This window comes from Saccharopolyspora hirsuta (genome assembly GCF_008630535.1).
GTDB lineage: Bacteria > Actinomycetota > Actinomycetes > Mycobacteriales > Pseudonocardiaceae > Saccharopolyspora > Saccharopolyspora hirsuta.
Genome location: NZ_VWPH01000003.1, coordinates 496,772 through 512,294, shown reverse-complemented (window position 1 = coordinate 512,294; position 15,523 = coordinate 496,772). Strand labels below are relative to the sequence as shown.

General features: G+C 71.9%; 12 protein-coding genes. 6 read left to right on the top strand and 6 right to left on the bottom strand.

The window, feature by feature from the left end; translation table 11 throughout:
* Positions 1-18: 18 nt before the first annotated feature.
* On the top strand, positions 19-615 hold the full coding sequence (locus F1721_RS08500) for a GrpB family protein (RefSeq protein WP_150065985.1): 597 nt from the start codon (positions 19-21) through the stop codon (positions 613-615).
* A gap of 36 nt (positions 616-651) precedes the next feature.
* On the opposite strand, the gene F1721_RS08495 is transcribed toward F1721_RS08500, so the two are convergent.
* A complete protein-coding gene (locus F1721_RS08495; protein ID WP_246154522.1) occupies positions 652-2,013 on the bottom strand; it encodes an MFS transporter in 1,362 nt (453 codons plus the stop codon).
* Between the two features lie 249 nt (positions 2,014-2,262).
* Here F1721_RS08495 and F1721_RS08490 point away from each other — a divergent pair, with 249 nt between their 5' ends.
* Positions 2,263-2,883 carry a hypothetical protein gene (locus tag F1721_RS08490; RefSeq protein WP_211840372.1) on the top strand — a complete coding sequence of 207 codons (621 nt, stop codon included), beginning with the start codon at positions 2,263-2,265 and terminating at the stop codon, positions 2,881-2,883.
* A gap of 73 nt (positions 2,884-2,956) precedes the next feature.
* Positions 2,957-3,910 carry an alcohol dehydrogenase catalytic domain-containing protein gene (locus tag F1721_RS08485; protein ID WP_150065984.1) on the top strand — a complete coding sequence of 318 codons (954 nt, stop codon included), beginning with the start codon at positions 2,957-2,959 and terminating at the stop codon, positions 3,908-3,910.
* Between the two features lie 5 nt (positions 3,911-3,915).
* On the opposite strand, the gene F1721_RS08480 is transcribed toward F1721_RS08485, so the two are convergent.
* On the bottom strand, positions 3,916-5,247 hold the full coding sequence (locus tag F1721_RS08480) for an MFS transporter (protein WP_150065983.1): 1,332 nt from the start codon (positions 5,245-5,247) through the stop codon (positions 3,916-3,918).
* 101 nt (positions 5,248-5,348) lie between these two features.
* Between F1721_RS08480 and F1721_RS08475 the strand changes: the two genes are divergently transcribed.
* Positions 5,349-6,032 (top strand): SDR family oxidoreductase, encoded by a 684-nt coding sequence (locus F1721_RS08475; protein ID WP_150065982.1) that lies wholly within the window; start codon positions 5,349-5,351, stop codon positions 6,030-6,032.
* 306 nt (positions 6,033-6,338) lie between these two features.
* On the opposite strand, the gene F1721_RS08470 is transcribed toward F1721_RS08475, so the two are convergent.
* The 4 genes from F1721_RS08470 to F1721_RS08455 form a co-directional block, all read right to left on the bottom strand.
* A complete protein-coding gene (locus F1721_RS08470) occupies positions 6,339-7,670 on the bottom strand; it encodes an amidohydrolase family protein (RefSeq protein WP_211840371.1) in 1,332 nt (443 codons plus the stop codon).
* Positions 7,671-7,922: 252 nt separating this feature from the next.
* Entirely contained in the window at positions 7,923-9,560 is a 1,638-nt protein-coding gene (abc-f, locus tag F1721_RS08465) for a ribosomal protection-like ABC-F family protein (RefSeq protein ID WP_150065981.1), read from the bottom strand.
* A 256-nt stretch (positions 9,561-9,816) separates the two neighbouring features.
* On the bottom strand, positions 9,817-10,476 hold the full coding sequence (locus F1721_RS08460; RefSeq protein ID WP_150065980.1) for a response regulator transcription factor: 660 nt from the start codon (positions 10,474-10,476) through the stop codon (positions 9,817-9,819).
* Positions 10,473-12,305, bottom strand: coding sequence for a sensor histidine kinase (locus F1721_RS08455; RefSeq protein WP_246154519.1), 1,833 nt, complete (start codon positions 12,303-12,305; stop codon positions 10,473-10,475). The genes F1721_RS08460 and F1721_RS08455 overlap by 4 nt, the downstream gene beginning before the upstream one ends.
* A gap of 208 nt (positions 12,306-12,513) precedes the next feature.
* Here F1721_RS08455 and F1721_RS08450 point away from each other — a divergent pair, with 208 nt between their 5' ends.
* Complete coding sequence (locus F1721_RS08450; protein WP_150065979.1) at positions 12,514-13,221, top strand: ABC transporter ATP-binding protein; 708 nt, start codon at positions 12,514-12,516, stop codon at positions 13,219-13,221.
* Positions 13,218-15,440, top strand: a complete 2,223-nt coding sequence (locus F1721_RS08445) for an FtsX-like permease family protein (RefSeq protein WP_246154515.1) — start codon at positions 13,218-13,220, stop codon at positions 15,438-15,440. The genes F1721_RS08450 and F1721_RS08445 overlap by 4 nt, the downstream gene beginning before the upstream one ends.
* Positions 15,441-15,523: the final 83 nt, after the last annotated feature.

The window sequence follows — 15,523 nt, the reverse complement described above, 5'->3', positions numbered from 1 at the left end:
CTTGGTAGCGTCCGCCGCATGCCACCGGCCGTCATCGTCGCCCACGATCCAGCGTGGCCAGCACGAGCGCAGCAGCTGCTCGGCGAAGTGCGCGCCGCGTTCGCGCCGCTCGACGAGGCCGACCGCTTCGTCTACGAGCACATCGGCTCCACCGCGGTGCCGGGCCTCGCCGCGAAGCCGATCGTGGACCTGCAGGTGCGGATGCCGTCCCTGCCGGGTCTGGCCGAGCTCGCCGATGTCCTCGCACCGACGCCTTTCGTCCCCGCTCACGGCGCGCGACCGGATTCCCCGGGGGTTCACCGCGACACTCCCAGGCCCGGTGATCGCGCTGATGCCGCGCGCTACGAGAAGCGGCTCTTCCACGCTCCCGCCGAAGCCGCCATCCTGCACATCCGCCGGACCGATTCCCCCTTCGCGGAATTCGTCGTCGAGTTCCGCGACTGGCTGCGCCACCACCCCGACCAAGCGCGCCGCTACGAGCAGATCAAGCGCGCCCTGGCCGAGCAGCACGCGGACGCTCCGGACTACGACGACTACACACGCGCGAAGTCCGACTTCCTGAACGAGATCCAGCCGCAGCTGCGCGCCTGGGCGCGGAGCCGGACCTCCTCGTGAAGCCGGGCAGGCGGCAGGTCGCCTGCCCGGCCCGGCTCAGGCGATGCGCCACGCGATCAGCGCGGCGGCGAGGAGCCCTGCCAGTGCCAGCGCGCAGCTGACGGCGAAGGAGTGGACGTCGGACACCGCGGGTGCGAACCCGATTCCGATGTAGAGCGTGACGCCCGCCGAGCCGCCGAGCTGATCAGCGGCGCGCTGGACGCCCGAGGCGACGCCCGCGTCGTCGTCGGTGACGCCGGTGACCGCCGCGTGCTGGAGGCCGACCAGGCCGAAGCCCATGCCCGCGGCGATCAGGACCATCGCCGGGATCGTCTCGATCGCGCCCGCGCCGAGCTGGGCTCCCGCGGCGATGGCGACCATGCCCGCCGCGGTCGACGCGATGCCGACGACCGCGCAGGTGCGCGAACCCCAGCGCCCGACGATGCGGGGCACGAAGGTCGCCGCCGCGACCAGCGCCACCGCCAAGGGGAGCAGCGCCACTCCCGCGGCGAACGGCGTCAGGCCCGCGCGCTGCTGGAGTTGGAAGGTGAACAGCAGGAACGACGTGGACAGCGCGGCGCTGAGCAGCGCAGTCGCGAGGTTCGCGCGGACTCGTGTGCGGTTGCGGAAGAACGACATCGGGATCAGCGGGTTCGGCGCTTTGCGCTCCACGACGACGAACAGGACGCCTGCGAGCACCGCGCCGATCAGGGCCAGCGGCGCCAGCCCGCTCTCACCCGCCTCGACGACTCCGAGCACGAAGAGCAGGGGAGCCGCCGTGAGCAGGAACGACCCGGGCAGGTCGAGCGGCTTGCGCTCGCCCGGTGGGTCCGCCGGGACGAGGACCAGCGCCGCGCAGACCACGTACACCGTGAACGGGACGGCGACCAGGAAGATCCACCGCCAGCCGAGCAGTTCGGTGATGACGCCCGACAGCACGAATCCCAGGACGAGACCGGCGCTCGCGACGACCGCCCACACGCTCAGCGCACGCGTTCGGCGCGCTCCTTCGGGGAAGGTCAGCACGATCATCGCCATCGCCGCCGGGAGCGCGATCGCCTCGCCCGCGCCCTGCAGCAGTCGCGCGACCACCAGCAGCGGGAACGTCTGCGTCAGCCCGGCCAGGAGGGAGGCCCCGCCGAACACCGCGGTGCCGACCAGCAGCACCCGGCGTCGGCCGAGCACGTCGCCCAAGCGGCCGCCGAGCATGAGCAACCCGCCGCCGGTGACGGCGTAGCCGACGACCACCCAGGTCAGGACGCGTTCGTCCACGCCGAACTCGGCGCCGATCGAGGGCAGCGCGATGTTGACCACCGTGACGTCGACGGCGATCAGGAACTGGAGCATGGCCAGGGATCCGAGGACGAGCCATGGCCGCGCGCCGGTGGACCGGCGCTGGACGGGGATGTCCGTTTGCAAGGAGAACTCCGTTGCTCGAGGTGAATCCGAGCAGCACGAAAGAGCCGCTTCGGTCTGGACGCGAAGCGACGGAACGTTCAGGAGGACCGCGCCGCCGCTAGGAGCGGGGCGTGCGGGTCACAGCAGCAGCGGCTGCGGCAGAAGCTCCGGACATGGCACCGAGGCTATCAAGACCGGCCAGGCCCGGTCGCGGCATTTTTCCGCCGCCGGATCACCGCCAGCGCTGTGCGCGGCGGCTAGTGTCGGCCCGTGTTCCGGGATCAACTCGCGTTCGCCGCCGCTGTTCGCCGTTCGCTCACCGACGCGGTTCCCGGCTCGCGCGTGTCGTTGATCGGGTCGCTGGGGGCGGGCACCGCCGACGAGCACAGCGACATCGACCTCGCCTGGGTCGTTCCGGACGGGACGGTGGCGCAGTGCGTCGAGCGGTTGCCCGGGCTGCTCGGGAGCGTGGCCGAGGTCGCATCGGTGCGGTCGTCGCCGGAGTTCCAGCGGTCCACCGTGCGTCGGTTGATCTTCGCGCGGTTCCGCGGAGTTCCGCTGTTCTGGCGGCTGGACCTGGCAATCTGGGCGGCATCCCGGGCCTTCGACGAGACTGCCGACGTCGACAACCCGGACGCGCGCGGGACGGAGTGGTCGCTTCCGGAAAGCGCTGCGATGAACGCGATCGGCGCGTGCAAGTCCGTGCTGCGCGGTCAGTTCGAAAATGCGGATGGATTGCTGTCACGCGGTTTTCAGCGCATCGGCGCCCCAGATCCCGGTGGCGACTGGCACGACCGGTTCGCTGAGCTCGTGCGAGCGGTGGCCGAGCGCGACCCCGGTCTCACCGAGCTCAGCCGGGAGATCGTCGGTTTGGCGGCCGAACTCCGCTGAACCCCGCAGCAGCGGGGGTGCCGCCTGGGTTGGTGCGCCGATGTCGGTTGTCGCTCCGTCCTAGCATCGCGTCATGCGCGCAGTCACCATCGTCGATGGTCGGTTCGAGCTCCGACAGCGCCCGGAACCCGTGCTCCAACCGGACCAGGTACTCATCGGTGTCCGCGGCGCCGGGCTCAACGCCGCGGACCTGCAGCAAGCGCGCGGGGACTACCCGGCGCCCGTCGGCTGGCCCGCCGACATCCCGGGGTTGGAGGTCTCCGGCGAGATCCTCGAAGTGGGCTCGGCGGTGCGAGACGTCCGCGCGGGCGAGCGCGTGATGGCGCTGGTCGGTGGCGGTGCGCACGCGGAGCGCATCGCCGTCCCCGCAGACCTGCTCCTCCCGGTGCCGGACACCCTCTCCTGGTCGCAGGCCGGTGGGTTCCCGGAGGCCTTCAGCACCGCGTGGGACGCGCTCGTCACCCAGGCCTGCACCACCGCCGGAGAACGGGTGCTGATCACCGGTGCGGCTGGCGGGATCGGCACCGCGATGATCCAGATCGCCGCGATCTCCGGTGCCGATGTGGTCGCGAGCGTGCGGCGCACCGAGCTCCACGACAAGGTCGCATCGCTCGTGCCGGAGAACGACCGCCTCGCGGTCGTCACGCCCGACGGCGAAGCCGACTGCGGGCCGTTCGACGTCATCGTCGAACTCGTGGGTGGCGACGACTGCCTGGACCGCGTGCAGCTGCTGCGGACCGGCGGGCGGGTCCTCGTCGTGGGCGTCCAGGGCGGCATGACCGCTCCGCTGAAGATGTTCGACCTCATGCTCAAACGCGCCCGCCTCATCGGGACGACCATCCGCGGCCGCAGCCCCGCGGAGAAGGCGCTGCTGGCGCACCGCCTCCGCACCCACGTCGTCCCGCTCCTGGCGCAGGGGCGCATCCAGGTGCCGCTCGAAGCGACCTACCCCCTCCAGGGTTACGAAGACGCGTACACCCGCCTGTCCGGTCCGGGGAAGTTCGGGAAGATCGTCCTCACGCCCTGAGCGGGTCAGGTGCGGTCCGGGGAGTCCGTGCGCGGGGCGGCTTTGAGGGCGACCACGGTGATGGCCGCTGCGATCATCACGATGCCGACCACCCACAGGCCGGTGCGCTGGGAGCCGGTCGCGTCCTTGAGGGCGCCGGTGATGTAGGGCGCGGCGAAACCGCTGATGTTTCCCAGGGAGTTGATCAGCGCGATGCCGCCCGCAGCCGCCGCACCGGCCAGGAAGTTGCTGGGCAGCGCCCAGAACGTCGGGAGCGCCGAGCAGACGCCGACCGCGCACACCGTCACCGCGACCATCGCCAGGAACGGGTTGCCCAGGTACAGCGCGATCGGGATGCTCACGCCGCCGAGCAGCAGCGGCAGCGCGACGTGCCACACGCGTTCCCGCTTGCGGTCGCCGTGCGCGCTCCAGACCACCATCGCCACCGCGCCGATCACGTAGGGGACCGCCGTGATCAAACCGGTTTCCATGGTGGACAGCTCGGTGCCGTACTGCTGTTCGAAGCCCTTGATGATGGTGGGCAGGAAGAACCCGAGCGCGTACAGGCCGTAGGCGATGCCGAAGTACACGAACGCCAGGGCCAGGATCCGCGGGTGGGTGAGGGCCTTGCGCAGCGGCCAGCTGTGCTCGGCCTCGGTCTGCGCGCGCTCCGCCGCCAGCTGCTCACCCAGCCAGGTGCGTTCCTCGGCGGTCAGCCACTTCGCCTCCGACGGGCGGTCGGTCAGGTAGAACCAGGTGACGAACGCCAGCAGGATCGCCGGAACGCCCTCGACCAGGAACATGAACCGCCAGCCGGACAGGCCGAAGATCCCGTGGCCGCTGCTGATCAGCACGCTCGACACGGTGGCGCCGATCGCGCTGGACACCGGCACCGCGGTCATGAACAGCGCGACCGCCTTCGCCCGCTGCGCGGCCGGGAACCAGTACGTCAGGTACAGGATGATGCCCGGGAAGAACCCGGCCTCGGCCACGCCGAGCAGGAAGCGCAGCACGACCAGGGTCGTGGCGTTGGGCACGAACGCCATCGCGGTCGCCACCGCGCCCCAGGTGATCATGATGCGGGCGAGCCACTTGCGCGCCCCGAAGCGGTGCAGCGCGAGGTTGCTCGGCACCTCCAGCACCAGGTAGCCGATGAAGAAGATGCCCGAGGCGAAGCCGAAGACCGTCGCGGTCAGGCCGAGCTCGTCGTTCATCCCGTTCGGGCCGGCGAAGCCGATGTTGACCCGGTCCAGGTAGTTGACGAAGTACAGCAGGCACAGGAACGGCATCAGCCGCACCGCGACCTTGCGCAGGATCCGGTTCTGCACGGCGGCAGGGGCAGCCTCGACTCCGCTCACGCGAGTGACCTAAGCCCCATCCCCCCTTCGGGTCAAGGGGCTGCCCGCTGGTTGGGACGGCCGGTGACTGCGCCACAACCCGCCGACGCTACCGTTGAGGCATGCCCGAACGCCCAATTGCCCTGGTCACCGGTGCCTCACGAGGCATCGGTGCCGCCGTCGCCCGCTCGCTCTCCGACACGCACGATCTGCTGTTGGGCGGGCGCGACGCCGACGCGCTGCAAGCACTCGTCGACGAGCTCCCCGGCGCCAAGCCGTGGCCGGTCGAGCTCACCGACCACCAGGCCGTCGCCGACGCGGTCGCCGACATCGACCGGCTCGACGTCGTGGTGCACAGCGCCGGTCTGGTCGAGCTGGCCACGGTCGCCGACGCCACCAGCGACTCCTGGCGGCGCACGTTCGAGCTGAACCTGTTCGCGGTCACCGAGCTGACCCGGCTCCTGCTGCCCGCGCTGCGGGCGAGCAAGGGCCACGTCGTGCTGGTCAACTCCGGCGCCGGGCTGTCCGCGAAGCCGAACTGGGGCTCCTACGCCGCGAGCAAGTTCGCGCTGCGCGCCTTCGCCGACGTGCTCCGCGCCGAGGAAGCCGCCAACGGCGTGCGGGTCACCTCGGTGTTCCCCGGTCGCACCGCCACCGACATGCAGCGCAGCGTCCGGGAGCAGGAGCAGGCCGAGTTCCAGCCGGACCACTACCTGCGCCCCGAGTCGGTGGCCGGGCCGATCGTGTCCGCGGTGCGCGCCAGCGCCGACGCCCACCTCACCGAGATCGTCATCCGGCCGTCCTGACCGCGCCGACACCTGCGGTGGCAGGGCCTCAGCTCCGGCCCGGCGAAGGTCGGCGGCGCTGAGGCCCGCCGTGCCGAACGCCGACGCCCGCAGCACCGCCCGGCTGCGGCTCGGCCCCCGGTACCGCTCTGTCCGGCTGAGTCTCAGCCTTCGATTCGGCCCTGTCCGGCTGCGGCCCGCTCCTGCGCGGCCCTAACCCCGTACGGTTCAGCCCTCAGCTGCCGGTTCAGCCCAGCTGCGGCCCTGACCTCGCGCGGCCCGCCCCGGTACAGCCCCGGCCCTGGCGCGGCTCCGACTCCAGTGCGCTCAGCCCCGGATGTGCTGCGCCGCGGTGCGGGCGGCCGCCTGCACCGCTCGGCGGTCCACCTGCGTGGGTTCCCGGTCGCGCAGCACTCGCTCCCCGGCGACCCAGACGTCCCGGACGCAACGCGAGCCCGCAGCCCACACCACGTTCGCCAGGATCTGGTCGTCCGGCACGTCCAGCCCGGTGGCGAACGCCGGGTTGTCGACGTTGAGGTGCACGATGTCGGCCCACCGGCCCGGCTCCAACGAGCCGATGTCGTCCCGGTGCAGCGCCTCAGCCCCACCCCGGGTCGCGGCGAGCAGCGCCGTGCGAGCGCTCAGCGCGGTCGCGTCACCGGTCAGGGTGCGCGCGAAGAGTCCTGCCAACTGCACCTCCTCCCACAGATCCAGGTCATCGTTGCTGGACGGCCCGTCGGTGCCCAGGCCGACCGGGACACCCGCGGCCAGCAGGTCGACCAGCCGCGCCGTCCCCGAAGCGAGCTTCGCGTTGGAGCCGGGGCAATGCGCCACCCCGACCCCGCGGCGCGCGAACAACGCGATGTCCTCATTGGACAGATGCACGCCGTGCGCGGCGAGCACCCGGCCGTCGAGCACACCGAGCTTCTCCAGCAGTGCGGGCACCGAACCGAACTGCTGCCGCTGCTCGACGTCCTCGGCGAGGGTCTCCGCCACGTGCGTGTGCACCAACGCCCCGCGCTGCTGCGCCTGCTCACCGATCGTCTGCAGCGCCTCCGGCGGCAGCGTGTACGCCGAGTGCGGCCCGTAGGCCAGCTCGACCCGGTCGCCCGGCCCGAACCGCAGCCCGTCGGCGTCGATCCACCGGTTGATGCCGTCCACCATGCCCTGCCAGCCACCGAGCTTGTCCAGCTCGGGAGTGGCGATCACCGCCGAGGCGAACACGACGCGCGACCCGACCGCGAGGGTCGCGTTGACCACCGACTCCCCGTCGAAGTACATCTCGGCGCTGGTCGTGACACCCGCCCGCAGCATCTCGACGCACCCGAGCTCCATACCGGCCCGGATGTCCGACGGCCGCAGCCTCGCCTCCGCGGGCCAGATCACCTCGCGCAGCCAGCGCAGCAGCGGAAGCTCGCCCCCCATCCCCCGAAGCAGCGTCATGGGGCTGTGCGCGTGCGCGTTGATCAGACCCGGCAGCAGGATCCCGCTGCACTCCCGGACATCCGCGTCGTTCGGCCGCTCCGGCGCACCGGTGCGCGGGCCGCAGTACGCGATGCGGCCGGTGTCGTCCACGTCCACCACCGCATCCCGGATGACCGAGCATCCCGGGTCGCAGGGCAGGACCATGGGCGCGTGCAGGCGTAGTGCGATCGGCATGCCCGCATTCTGCCGGACATCTACCCGGCGCCTAAGCCGCTCATGAGCTGCATCATGATCACCCCCGCCAAAGCCGCGATTCCGGTCAGCACTGCCACGAGAACGGTGTCCTGGGTTCGCTTCGTCATGACTCCAGAGTCGCGAAGTCCGCGCCGCGTGACCTCGGCTGATCGGCCAGCCGCCCTCCTTCGATCGGCCATTGCCACGACCGTCCCGAACACCGACTGGCCGACCCCGGCAGGGTGAGGGCCGTCATGTCCCGTCGGGTGCCCCGGTCTCGATCAGCCGACCGCCGTCCAGCCGCAGCCAGCGCCCCACCGCGATCTCCGCGAGGAACCGCTCGTCGTGGCTGACCACCGCGAACGCGCCCTCATAAGCGTTCAGCGCACTCACCAGCTGGCCCACGCTCACCAAGTCCAGATTGTTGGTCGGCTCGTCGAGCAGCAGGAGCTGCGGCGCCGGTTCCGCGCTCAGGACGCAGGCCAGCGTCGCGCGCAGCCGCTCGCCGCCCGACAGCGCACCCACCGGCAGGTGCACGCGGGAGCCGCGGAACAGGAACCGGGCCAGCAGGTGCATCCGCCGCGACTCCGGCATCTCCGGCGCGAACTCCGCCAGGCACTCCAGCACCGTGCGGTCGAGGTCCAGCAGGTCGAGCCGCTGGGACAGGTAGGCGATCCGGCCGTCGGTCCGCTTGATCTGCCCGAGCTCCGGCTCCAACCGGCCTTCGATCAGGCGCAGCAGGGTGGACTTCCCGGCCCCGTTCGGGCCGGTCAGCGCGATCCGCTCCGGCCCCCTGATCGACAGGTCGACGCCCGCCCCGGCGAAGAGCTCCCGCCCGCCGCGGCTGACCTGCATCCCCTCGCCGAGGAACACCACGCGCCCGGCCGGAACGCGGGTGCCCGGCAGGTCGAGCGCGATCTTCTGCTCGTCCCGCAGGGTTCGGCTCGCCTCGTCGAGGCGGGCCTTGGCCTCGTCGACCCGGCTGGCGTGCACCTCGTTCGCCTTGCCCGCGGTCTCCTGGGCGCGCCGCTTCAGACCGCCCGCGACGATCTTCGGCAGACCGGCGCTGCCGATGTTGCGGGCCGCGTTGCTGGCCCGCCGCGCGGCTCGTTCGCGGGCCTGCTGCATCTCCCGCTTCTCCCGCTTGAGCTCCTGCTCGGCGTTGCGGACGTTCTTCTCCGCGACCTCCTGCTCGGCGCGCACCGCCTCCTCGTACTCGGTGAAGTTCCCGCCGTAGAAGCGGATTTCGCCGCGGCCGAGCTCGGCGATGCGATCCATCCGGTCGAGCAGCGACCGGTCGTGGCTGACCAGCAGCAAGCAGCCGTTGAACTCCTCGAGCACACCGGCGAGCTTGCGCCGCGCATCGCGGTCGAGGTTGTTGGTCGGTTCGTCCAGCAGCAGCACGTCGGGCCGCTTGAGCAGCTGCGCGGCGAGGCCGAGCGAAACCACCTGGCCACCGCTGAGCGTGTGCAGCTGACGGTCCAGCTGGACGTCGGCGAGGCCGAGCTTGTCCAGCTGAACCCGCGTGCGCTCCTCGATGTCCCAGTCGTTGCCGATGGTGGTGAAGTGCGCCTCGTCGACGTCTCCGGACTCGACCGCGTGCAAGGCCTCCAGCACCGCGGACACCCCGAGGACCTCGGCGACGGTCAGATCGCCGACGAGCGGGAGGTTCTGCGGCAGGTAGCCCAGGACTCCCCGCGCGGACGCGGTTCCGCGACTGGGTCGGTATTCACCGGCGATGAGCTTGAGCAGGGTGGACTTGCCCGCCCCGTTGGGCGCGACGAGGCCGGTCCGGCCGCCGCCCACCGTGAACGACAGCTCCTCGAACACGGGGGTGTCGTCCGGCCATGAGAAGGAGAGGTTCGAGCAGGTGATGAATGCTTCGGACATGCGAGAGCCCTCGGATGCGAGCGGGCGCGCTGAAACAGCCCGCAGGGGGACAGGATTCAATGGCACGACGAGAACAGCCACCGCAGCGCGCTGGGCGCGCCCGCTCGTGGCCGATCACCGCCGGGGATCACCCGGAGATGTCGTCGTCCCCCACGCCTGCCACTGGCACTCCTCGGTTCGCGGTCACTCGCAGCCCGGGAGCCTAACAGCTGCCGCCCCGGGACGCGGACTCATTTTCCGGCCGCCGACGCGGCGCTCATTCACCGTCCATCAAGCCGCTGCGCCAGGCCCACGCCGCCGTCTCCACCCGGTTCCGGGCCTTGATCTTGCTCTGCGCGGAGGCGAGGTGGGTCTTCACCGTCGACAGCGACATGAACAGCTCCTGGCCGATCTCGCCGTTGGTCAGGCCGCGCGCCGTCGCCCGGACCACGTCGAGCTCGCGCTCGGTGAGATCCACCTCCGGCTGCGCCCGGCGCTGCGCCTGCTGCTGCGGCTGGGCGAAGTGCTTGAGCAGCCGCACCGTGATCTGCGGCGAGACCAGCGCGTCCCCGCGCTGGGCGGCGCGGATCGCCTCCAGCAGCAGCGTCGGACCGGCGTCCTTGAGCAGGAAGCCGCTCGCCCCGTTGCGCAGGGCGCGGTCGACGTACTCGTCGAGGTCGAAGGTGGTCACGACCACGACCTTGATCGGCTCGGCCACGTCGGGACCGGCCAGCTGCTTGGTCGCCTCCAGCCCGTCGATGCCCGGCATGCGGATGTCCATCAGGCACACGTCCGGGCGCTTCTCCCGCGCCACCCGCACCGCGTCCACGCCGTTGGCGACATCGGCCACCACCTCGATGTCGTCCTGGGACTCCAGGATCATTCGGAACCCGGCGCGCACCAGCTCCTGGTCGTCGGCGATCAGCACCCGGATCATCGCTGCCCCTCTTCTCCGCTCTGCTCGTCCAGCGGCAGCACGGCCTCGACCCGCCAACCGACGTGCTCGCCCGGTCCGGCGTGGAACCTGCCGCCGAGCAACTCGATCCGCTCCCGCATCCCGACCAGACCGTATCCCCCCGAGCCGCCGACGGGTTGGCCGCGCACCCCGGAGCCGTCGTCGGTGATCAACGTGTACAGGTTCGCGTGGTCGGCCCACACCTTGACCTGGACCAGGCTCGCGCCCAGCGCGTGCTTCTCCGAGTTCGTCAGGGATTCCTGCACCACGCGCAGCGCGGAGCGCGCCACCTCCTGCGGGATCTGGCGGTCCACCAGGTCGACCTTCAGGTCCACCCGCGGCGGGCGGGTGTGCTCCGTGGGCTGGCGCTGGGCCGACTCCACCAGCGCCCGCAGGTCGGCCTCGAGGTCGGTGGTGGCCTGCTCCGTCGCGGCCGAAGCCCCGGCCGGTTCGGTGCTGCGCATGCTCGCCACCAGCCGCCGCATCGCGGTCAGCGCCTCGGTGCCGCTCTCCGAGATCTTGGCGAGCGCGTCGGTCGCCGCCTTCGGGTTCTTCTCCGCCACCATCTGCGCCGCCTGCGCCTGCACCACGATGCCGGTGACGTGGTGCGCCACCACGTCGTGCAGCTCGCGCGCCAGCGCCATCCGCTCCGCCTGCTGCGCGCTCTCCACGGCGGAGCTCACCGACCGGGCGCGCTCCTCGTCCCTGGCCCGGAAGTACATCCCGGTGCCGACCGAGATCACCAGCAGCAGACCGCCCATGAACACCGCGGTCAGCGCGTTGCGCGAGACGCTTTCGTTGAAGAAGGCGCTGCTGCCCCGGTACGCCGGGGTCATGAACACGGCGAACAGCGTCACCACGACCAGCGTGCCGGTGGCCCGGATCGCGCGTTGGATCTCCGCGTGGCGGACCACGTAGGTCACCAGCAGCATCCCCGCGCCGGTCGCCGCCAGGGACACCGGTCCCAGCAGGTTCCCGCTGCTGCCGGTCAGCCCCAGCACCCGCATCACCAGGACCGTCAGCACCATCGTCGCCGCCCCCAGGTAGGCGGACTCGACGGGCCGCAGCGGGGCGAACGCGGCGAGCACCGCCATGACCAGACCGCTGAGCAGCACCACCAGGTTCGACAGGAAGCTCAGCTCGCCGTTCTTGGTGAACTCCAGGAACAGCAGGATGCTCAGCGCGGCCATCACCGGCCACTGGCGACGCGTCAGCTCCTGCATCGGCGAGCCCTGGAAGCGGCGCTGACCGGGCCAGTTCCCGCGCAGGTAGAGACCGGTGCCGGTGACCAGGAGCAGCTGCAGGAACCCGAAGGCCAGCGTCTGCTCGAAGTCGCCGCCGCCGTAGTTCGACGCCCGCAACCGGAGCACGGCCGAGGTCAGGCAGGTCAGCACGAGCACGGCGGTGACCGGGACGGCTTTGCGCAGCGGGCTGGACTTGAAGTTGTAGAGCACCAGCAGCAGGCCCGCCGCGTTCTCCGTCGGCAGGATTTCGTCCAGCCCGAGCGAGTGGATGTGCGAGCGGTTCGCCATGAGCACCGCGGTGTCGCCGAGCAGGACCACCGCCGCGAGCAGTCCACAGCGGACCGGGTACCGCCGACCGAGGACGGCCAGCAGCGCCATCGCGGTGATGCCCGGGATCACCAGCGCGTCCCGCTGGTTGCCGGTGGCGCTGATCAGCACCAGGGAATCGCCCGCCCAGACCAGGCCGAGCAACGCCGCGAACATCCACTGATCGCGCAGCAGGCTGCCGAACCGGCGCCACCAGGGGGCGTCCGGTCCTGATCCGGTAGCCGTCACGAAACTGCTCACGCTGAAACGGTAGTCGGTGCGCCCGCCCGGGCACCTTGGCCGATCGGTCCGAACAACCTGGCCGATCGGCCGACCTCCGCTCGTGGATCAGCGGCCCGCAGGCCGATCCGGAAACCGCTGCCGAAGACCACTCTTGGATTCAACGCGGCAGCCCGCCTCAGCGGCGCCCCTCTCATCCGAGCAGTGCATACACGAGCAGGAGGAAGACATGTCGGCTCCCATGGCCGCCCAGCGGCCCGGAGACCCGTTCCTGGTGGGACGGGGGCTGGTGAAGAACTACGGCGCGCACCGCGCGCTGGCCGGGGTGGACATCTCGCTCCGCGCCGGCGAGGTGGCCGCGATCGTGGGGCCGTCCGGGTCCGGCAAGACCACGCTGCTGCACGTGCTGGCGGGCATCCTCCGCCCGGACGGCGGGGAGGTCCTGCTCGACGGGCACCGCATCGACCAGCTCGGCGAGGCCAAGCGCAGCGCGCTGCGCCGGCACGAGTTCGGGTTCGTGTTCCAGCAGGGCATGCTGGTCGGCGAGCTGACCGCGGCCGAGAACACGGCGCTGCCGCTGCTGCTGGCCGGGGCCAACCGCAAGCAGGCGATGGCCGGTGCGCGGGACTGGCTGGCGAAGCTCGGCCTCGGCGGGATGGAGGACCGGCTGCCCGGTGAGCTCTCCGGCGGTCAGGCGCAGCGGGTCGCGATCGCGCGGGCGCTGGCCCACCGGCCGAAGGTGATCTTCGCGGACGAACCCACCGGCGCGCTGGACACGCGCACCGGCGAGGAGACCACCCGGGCGCTGTTCGACGCCGCAGCCGCCACCAACGCGGCGGTGGTGATCGTGACGCACGACCGCGACCTGGCGGCCAAGGCGGGCCGCGTGGTGGAGATCCGCGACGGGCTGATCGCCGGTGGGGTGATGGCCGCATGAATCCGGTGCAGTTGGCGCTGCGGGTGCTGCGCGTGGACTCGCGCAGCCGCCTGTCCGCCGTGCTCACCGCAGCGGGGGTCGCGGTGGCCACCGCGCTGATCCTGTTCCTGGCGACGCTGCCGAACGCGACGGACGCCCGGCTGAAGCGGTCGGCGTGGCAGGAGGGCGCGGCGGAGCCGCACGGCGTGACGATGGTCACCCGGGACTTCTTCCAGAACGAGACCGTCATGCGGCTGGACGTCACCGGCGCCGCCGACCCGGCGAACCCCGCGCCGAAATACCCCGGCCCCGGGCAGGTGCTGCTGTCGCCGCGGTTGGCCGACCTGGCAGAGCGGAACCCGAGCCACGATCTCGCCGACCGGTTCCAGGGCGAGGTGATCGGCACGATCGACGAGCAGTGGCTGAAGTTCCCCGAGCAGCTGGTCGCCGTCGTCGGGCACCCGCCGGGGACGCTGGACCCGGAGGAGGCGAGGTACTCCGGCTACGCGGCCGACACCAGCGACTTCCTCCTGCGGTTCATGGCCGGGGTCGGCATCGTGCTGCTGGCGATCCCCAGCATGGTGCTGGTCGCCTCGGCGGCCCGCCTGACCGCGGCCCGTCGCGAACGCCGCCTGGCGGCGCTGCGGTTGGCCGGTGCGACACCGGGCCAGGTGATCGGCGTGGTCACCGCCGAGACGGCGGTCGCCGCCGTGGTGGGCACCGTCGCCGGGCTGCTGCTGAGCTGGCCGCTGCGCTACCTCGGCGTGATGGTCCCGTGGGGCGGCGGCACCTGGCTGATCAGCGACTTCACCCCGTCCCCGGTCACCGTCGCGCTGGTCGGGCTGCTGATCCCGACGATGGTCGTGCTGGCCGCGGTGCTGGGGTTGCGGCGGGTGGTCCGGGCGCCGCTCGGCGCGGCGATGAGCCACGCGCGGAAGCGGCCGAAGGCCTGGCGCCTCCTGTCGCTGGTGGCCGTGGCCGGGTTCTTCCTCTTCGGGCTGTACACCGCCAGGGAGACCGGCGGGCTCGGCGTGCTGCTCGCCTCGCTGGCCGCGGTGCTGCTGTCGGCGTCCATCGTCGGCCCGTGGCTGACCGGCATGCTCGGTTCGCTGTTCGCGTCGATGTGGCGGAAGCCGTCGGTGCTGCTGGCCGGCAGGCGGCTGCGCAGCGACCCGCAGGCGGCCTACCGCTCGGTGTCGGGCATCGTCCTGGCGGTGTTCGTCGGCTCGATGGCGCTCACCCTGCTGCCGAGCTTCGAGACGTTCGCCGGTGGTGGCCGCTCGTTCAAGGACTCGGTGCTCTTCGTGGACGTCCCGACCGCGAGCGCGGCCGAGCTGGAGCAGCGCGTCAAGGACCAGCTGGCGAGCAGCGGTTCCGCCGCGACGGTGGTGCGCGCCGAGAAGGTCGTGCTGGAGGCACCGGACGGCTCCAGCGCGAGCGGCCTGGTGATGAGCTGCCAGGACGCGGCCGCCACCACCCGGTTCGGCGTCGGGGCCTGCGCCGGGCCGCCCGCGATCCGGGCGGACGCCGGTCAGCAGCTGCCGAACACCGGCCTGAAGGTCAAGTCCAGCCCGCCGGTGGAGGCCACCGACCCGCAGGTGCAGGAGATCTCGTTGCCGGACGGGGTCCCGGTGCGCCCGCTGGGCAGCCAGGACCCGGAGCTCGGCGGCTCGGTGCTCATCGATCCGGCGCTCGTGCCCGCGTTCACCGAGCACGGGGAGAGCACCCTGGCGATCAACCCGGTGAACGAAGCGGACCGGGAGAAGGTGCGCACGGCGCTCGCGACAGCCCTGCCCGGGGAGAGCTTCCACAGCCGTGAGCTGCGGCTCCACGAGCAGCAGACGATGCTGGGCGACCTCAAGCGGATCACCGCGATCGGGCTCGGGCTGACCGCCCTGCTGGCCGGGGCCAGCGCCGCGATCACGGCGGCGTCGTCCGTGGTCGACCGGCGGCGCACCTTCAGCGCGCTGATCGCCGCGGGCACCCCGGTCCGGATGCTCGGACGGGCGCTGCGCACCGAGGCGGCGCTCCCCGCGATGGTCGCGACGATCGGGGCGGGGGCGGCCGGGACCGCGGTCGCCGCCGGGATCTTCACCCTGTTCAGCGGGGACACCCCGGTGGTGCTCTCCGGCTGGCTGCTCGCGCCGGTGGTGATCGGGATGGTCGTCGCGGTGATCGCGGCCTCCAGCAGCGGGCCGATGCTGCGCCGGATCGGCGCGGAGCGCATCAGCGAGGAGTAGCCCAGCAGCAGGTCGGTGTGCGGGCGCGGTCGGGGACGGCCGTGCCCGCACACGCGTCTCGGCGGCCAGCCGATCGGCCGGTC

Bases quoted from the DNA above. Each gene is read 5' to 3' on its own strand.
- F1721_RS08500 (WP_150065985.1), top strand. From the start codon at position 19: ATGCCACCGGCCGTCATCGTCGCCCACGATCCAGCGTGGCCAGCACGA.
- F1721_RS08485 (WP_150065984.1), top strand. From the start codon at position 2,957: ATGCGCGCAGTCACCATCGTCGATGGTCGGTTCGAGCTCCGACAGCGC.
- F1721_RS08475 (WP_150065982.1), top strand. From the start codon at position 5,349: ATGCCCGAACGCCCAATTGCCCTGGTCACCGGTGCCTCACGAGGCATC.
- F1721_RS08470 (WP_211840371.1), bottom strand. From the start codon at position 7,670: ATGCCGATCGCACTACGCCTGCACGCGCCCATGGTCCTGCCCTGCGAC.
- abc-f (WP_150065981.1), bottom strand. From the start codon at position 9,560: ATGTCCGAAGCATTCATCACCTGCTCGAACCTCTCCTTCTCATGGCCG.
- F1721_RS08460 (WP_150065980.1), bottom strand. From the start codon at position 10,476: ATGATCCGGGTGCTGATCGCCGACGACCAGGAGCTGGTGCGCGCCGGG.
- F1721_RS08450 (WP_150065979.1), top strand. From the start codon at position 12,514: ATGTCGGCTCCCATGGCCGCCCAGCGGCCCGGAGACCCGTTCCTGGTG.
- F1721_RS08445 (WP_246154515.1), top strand. From the start codon at position 13,218: ATGAATCCGGTGCAGTTGGCGCTGCGGGTGCTGCGCGTGGACTCGCGC.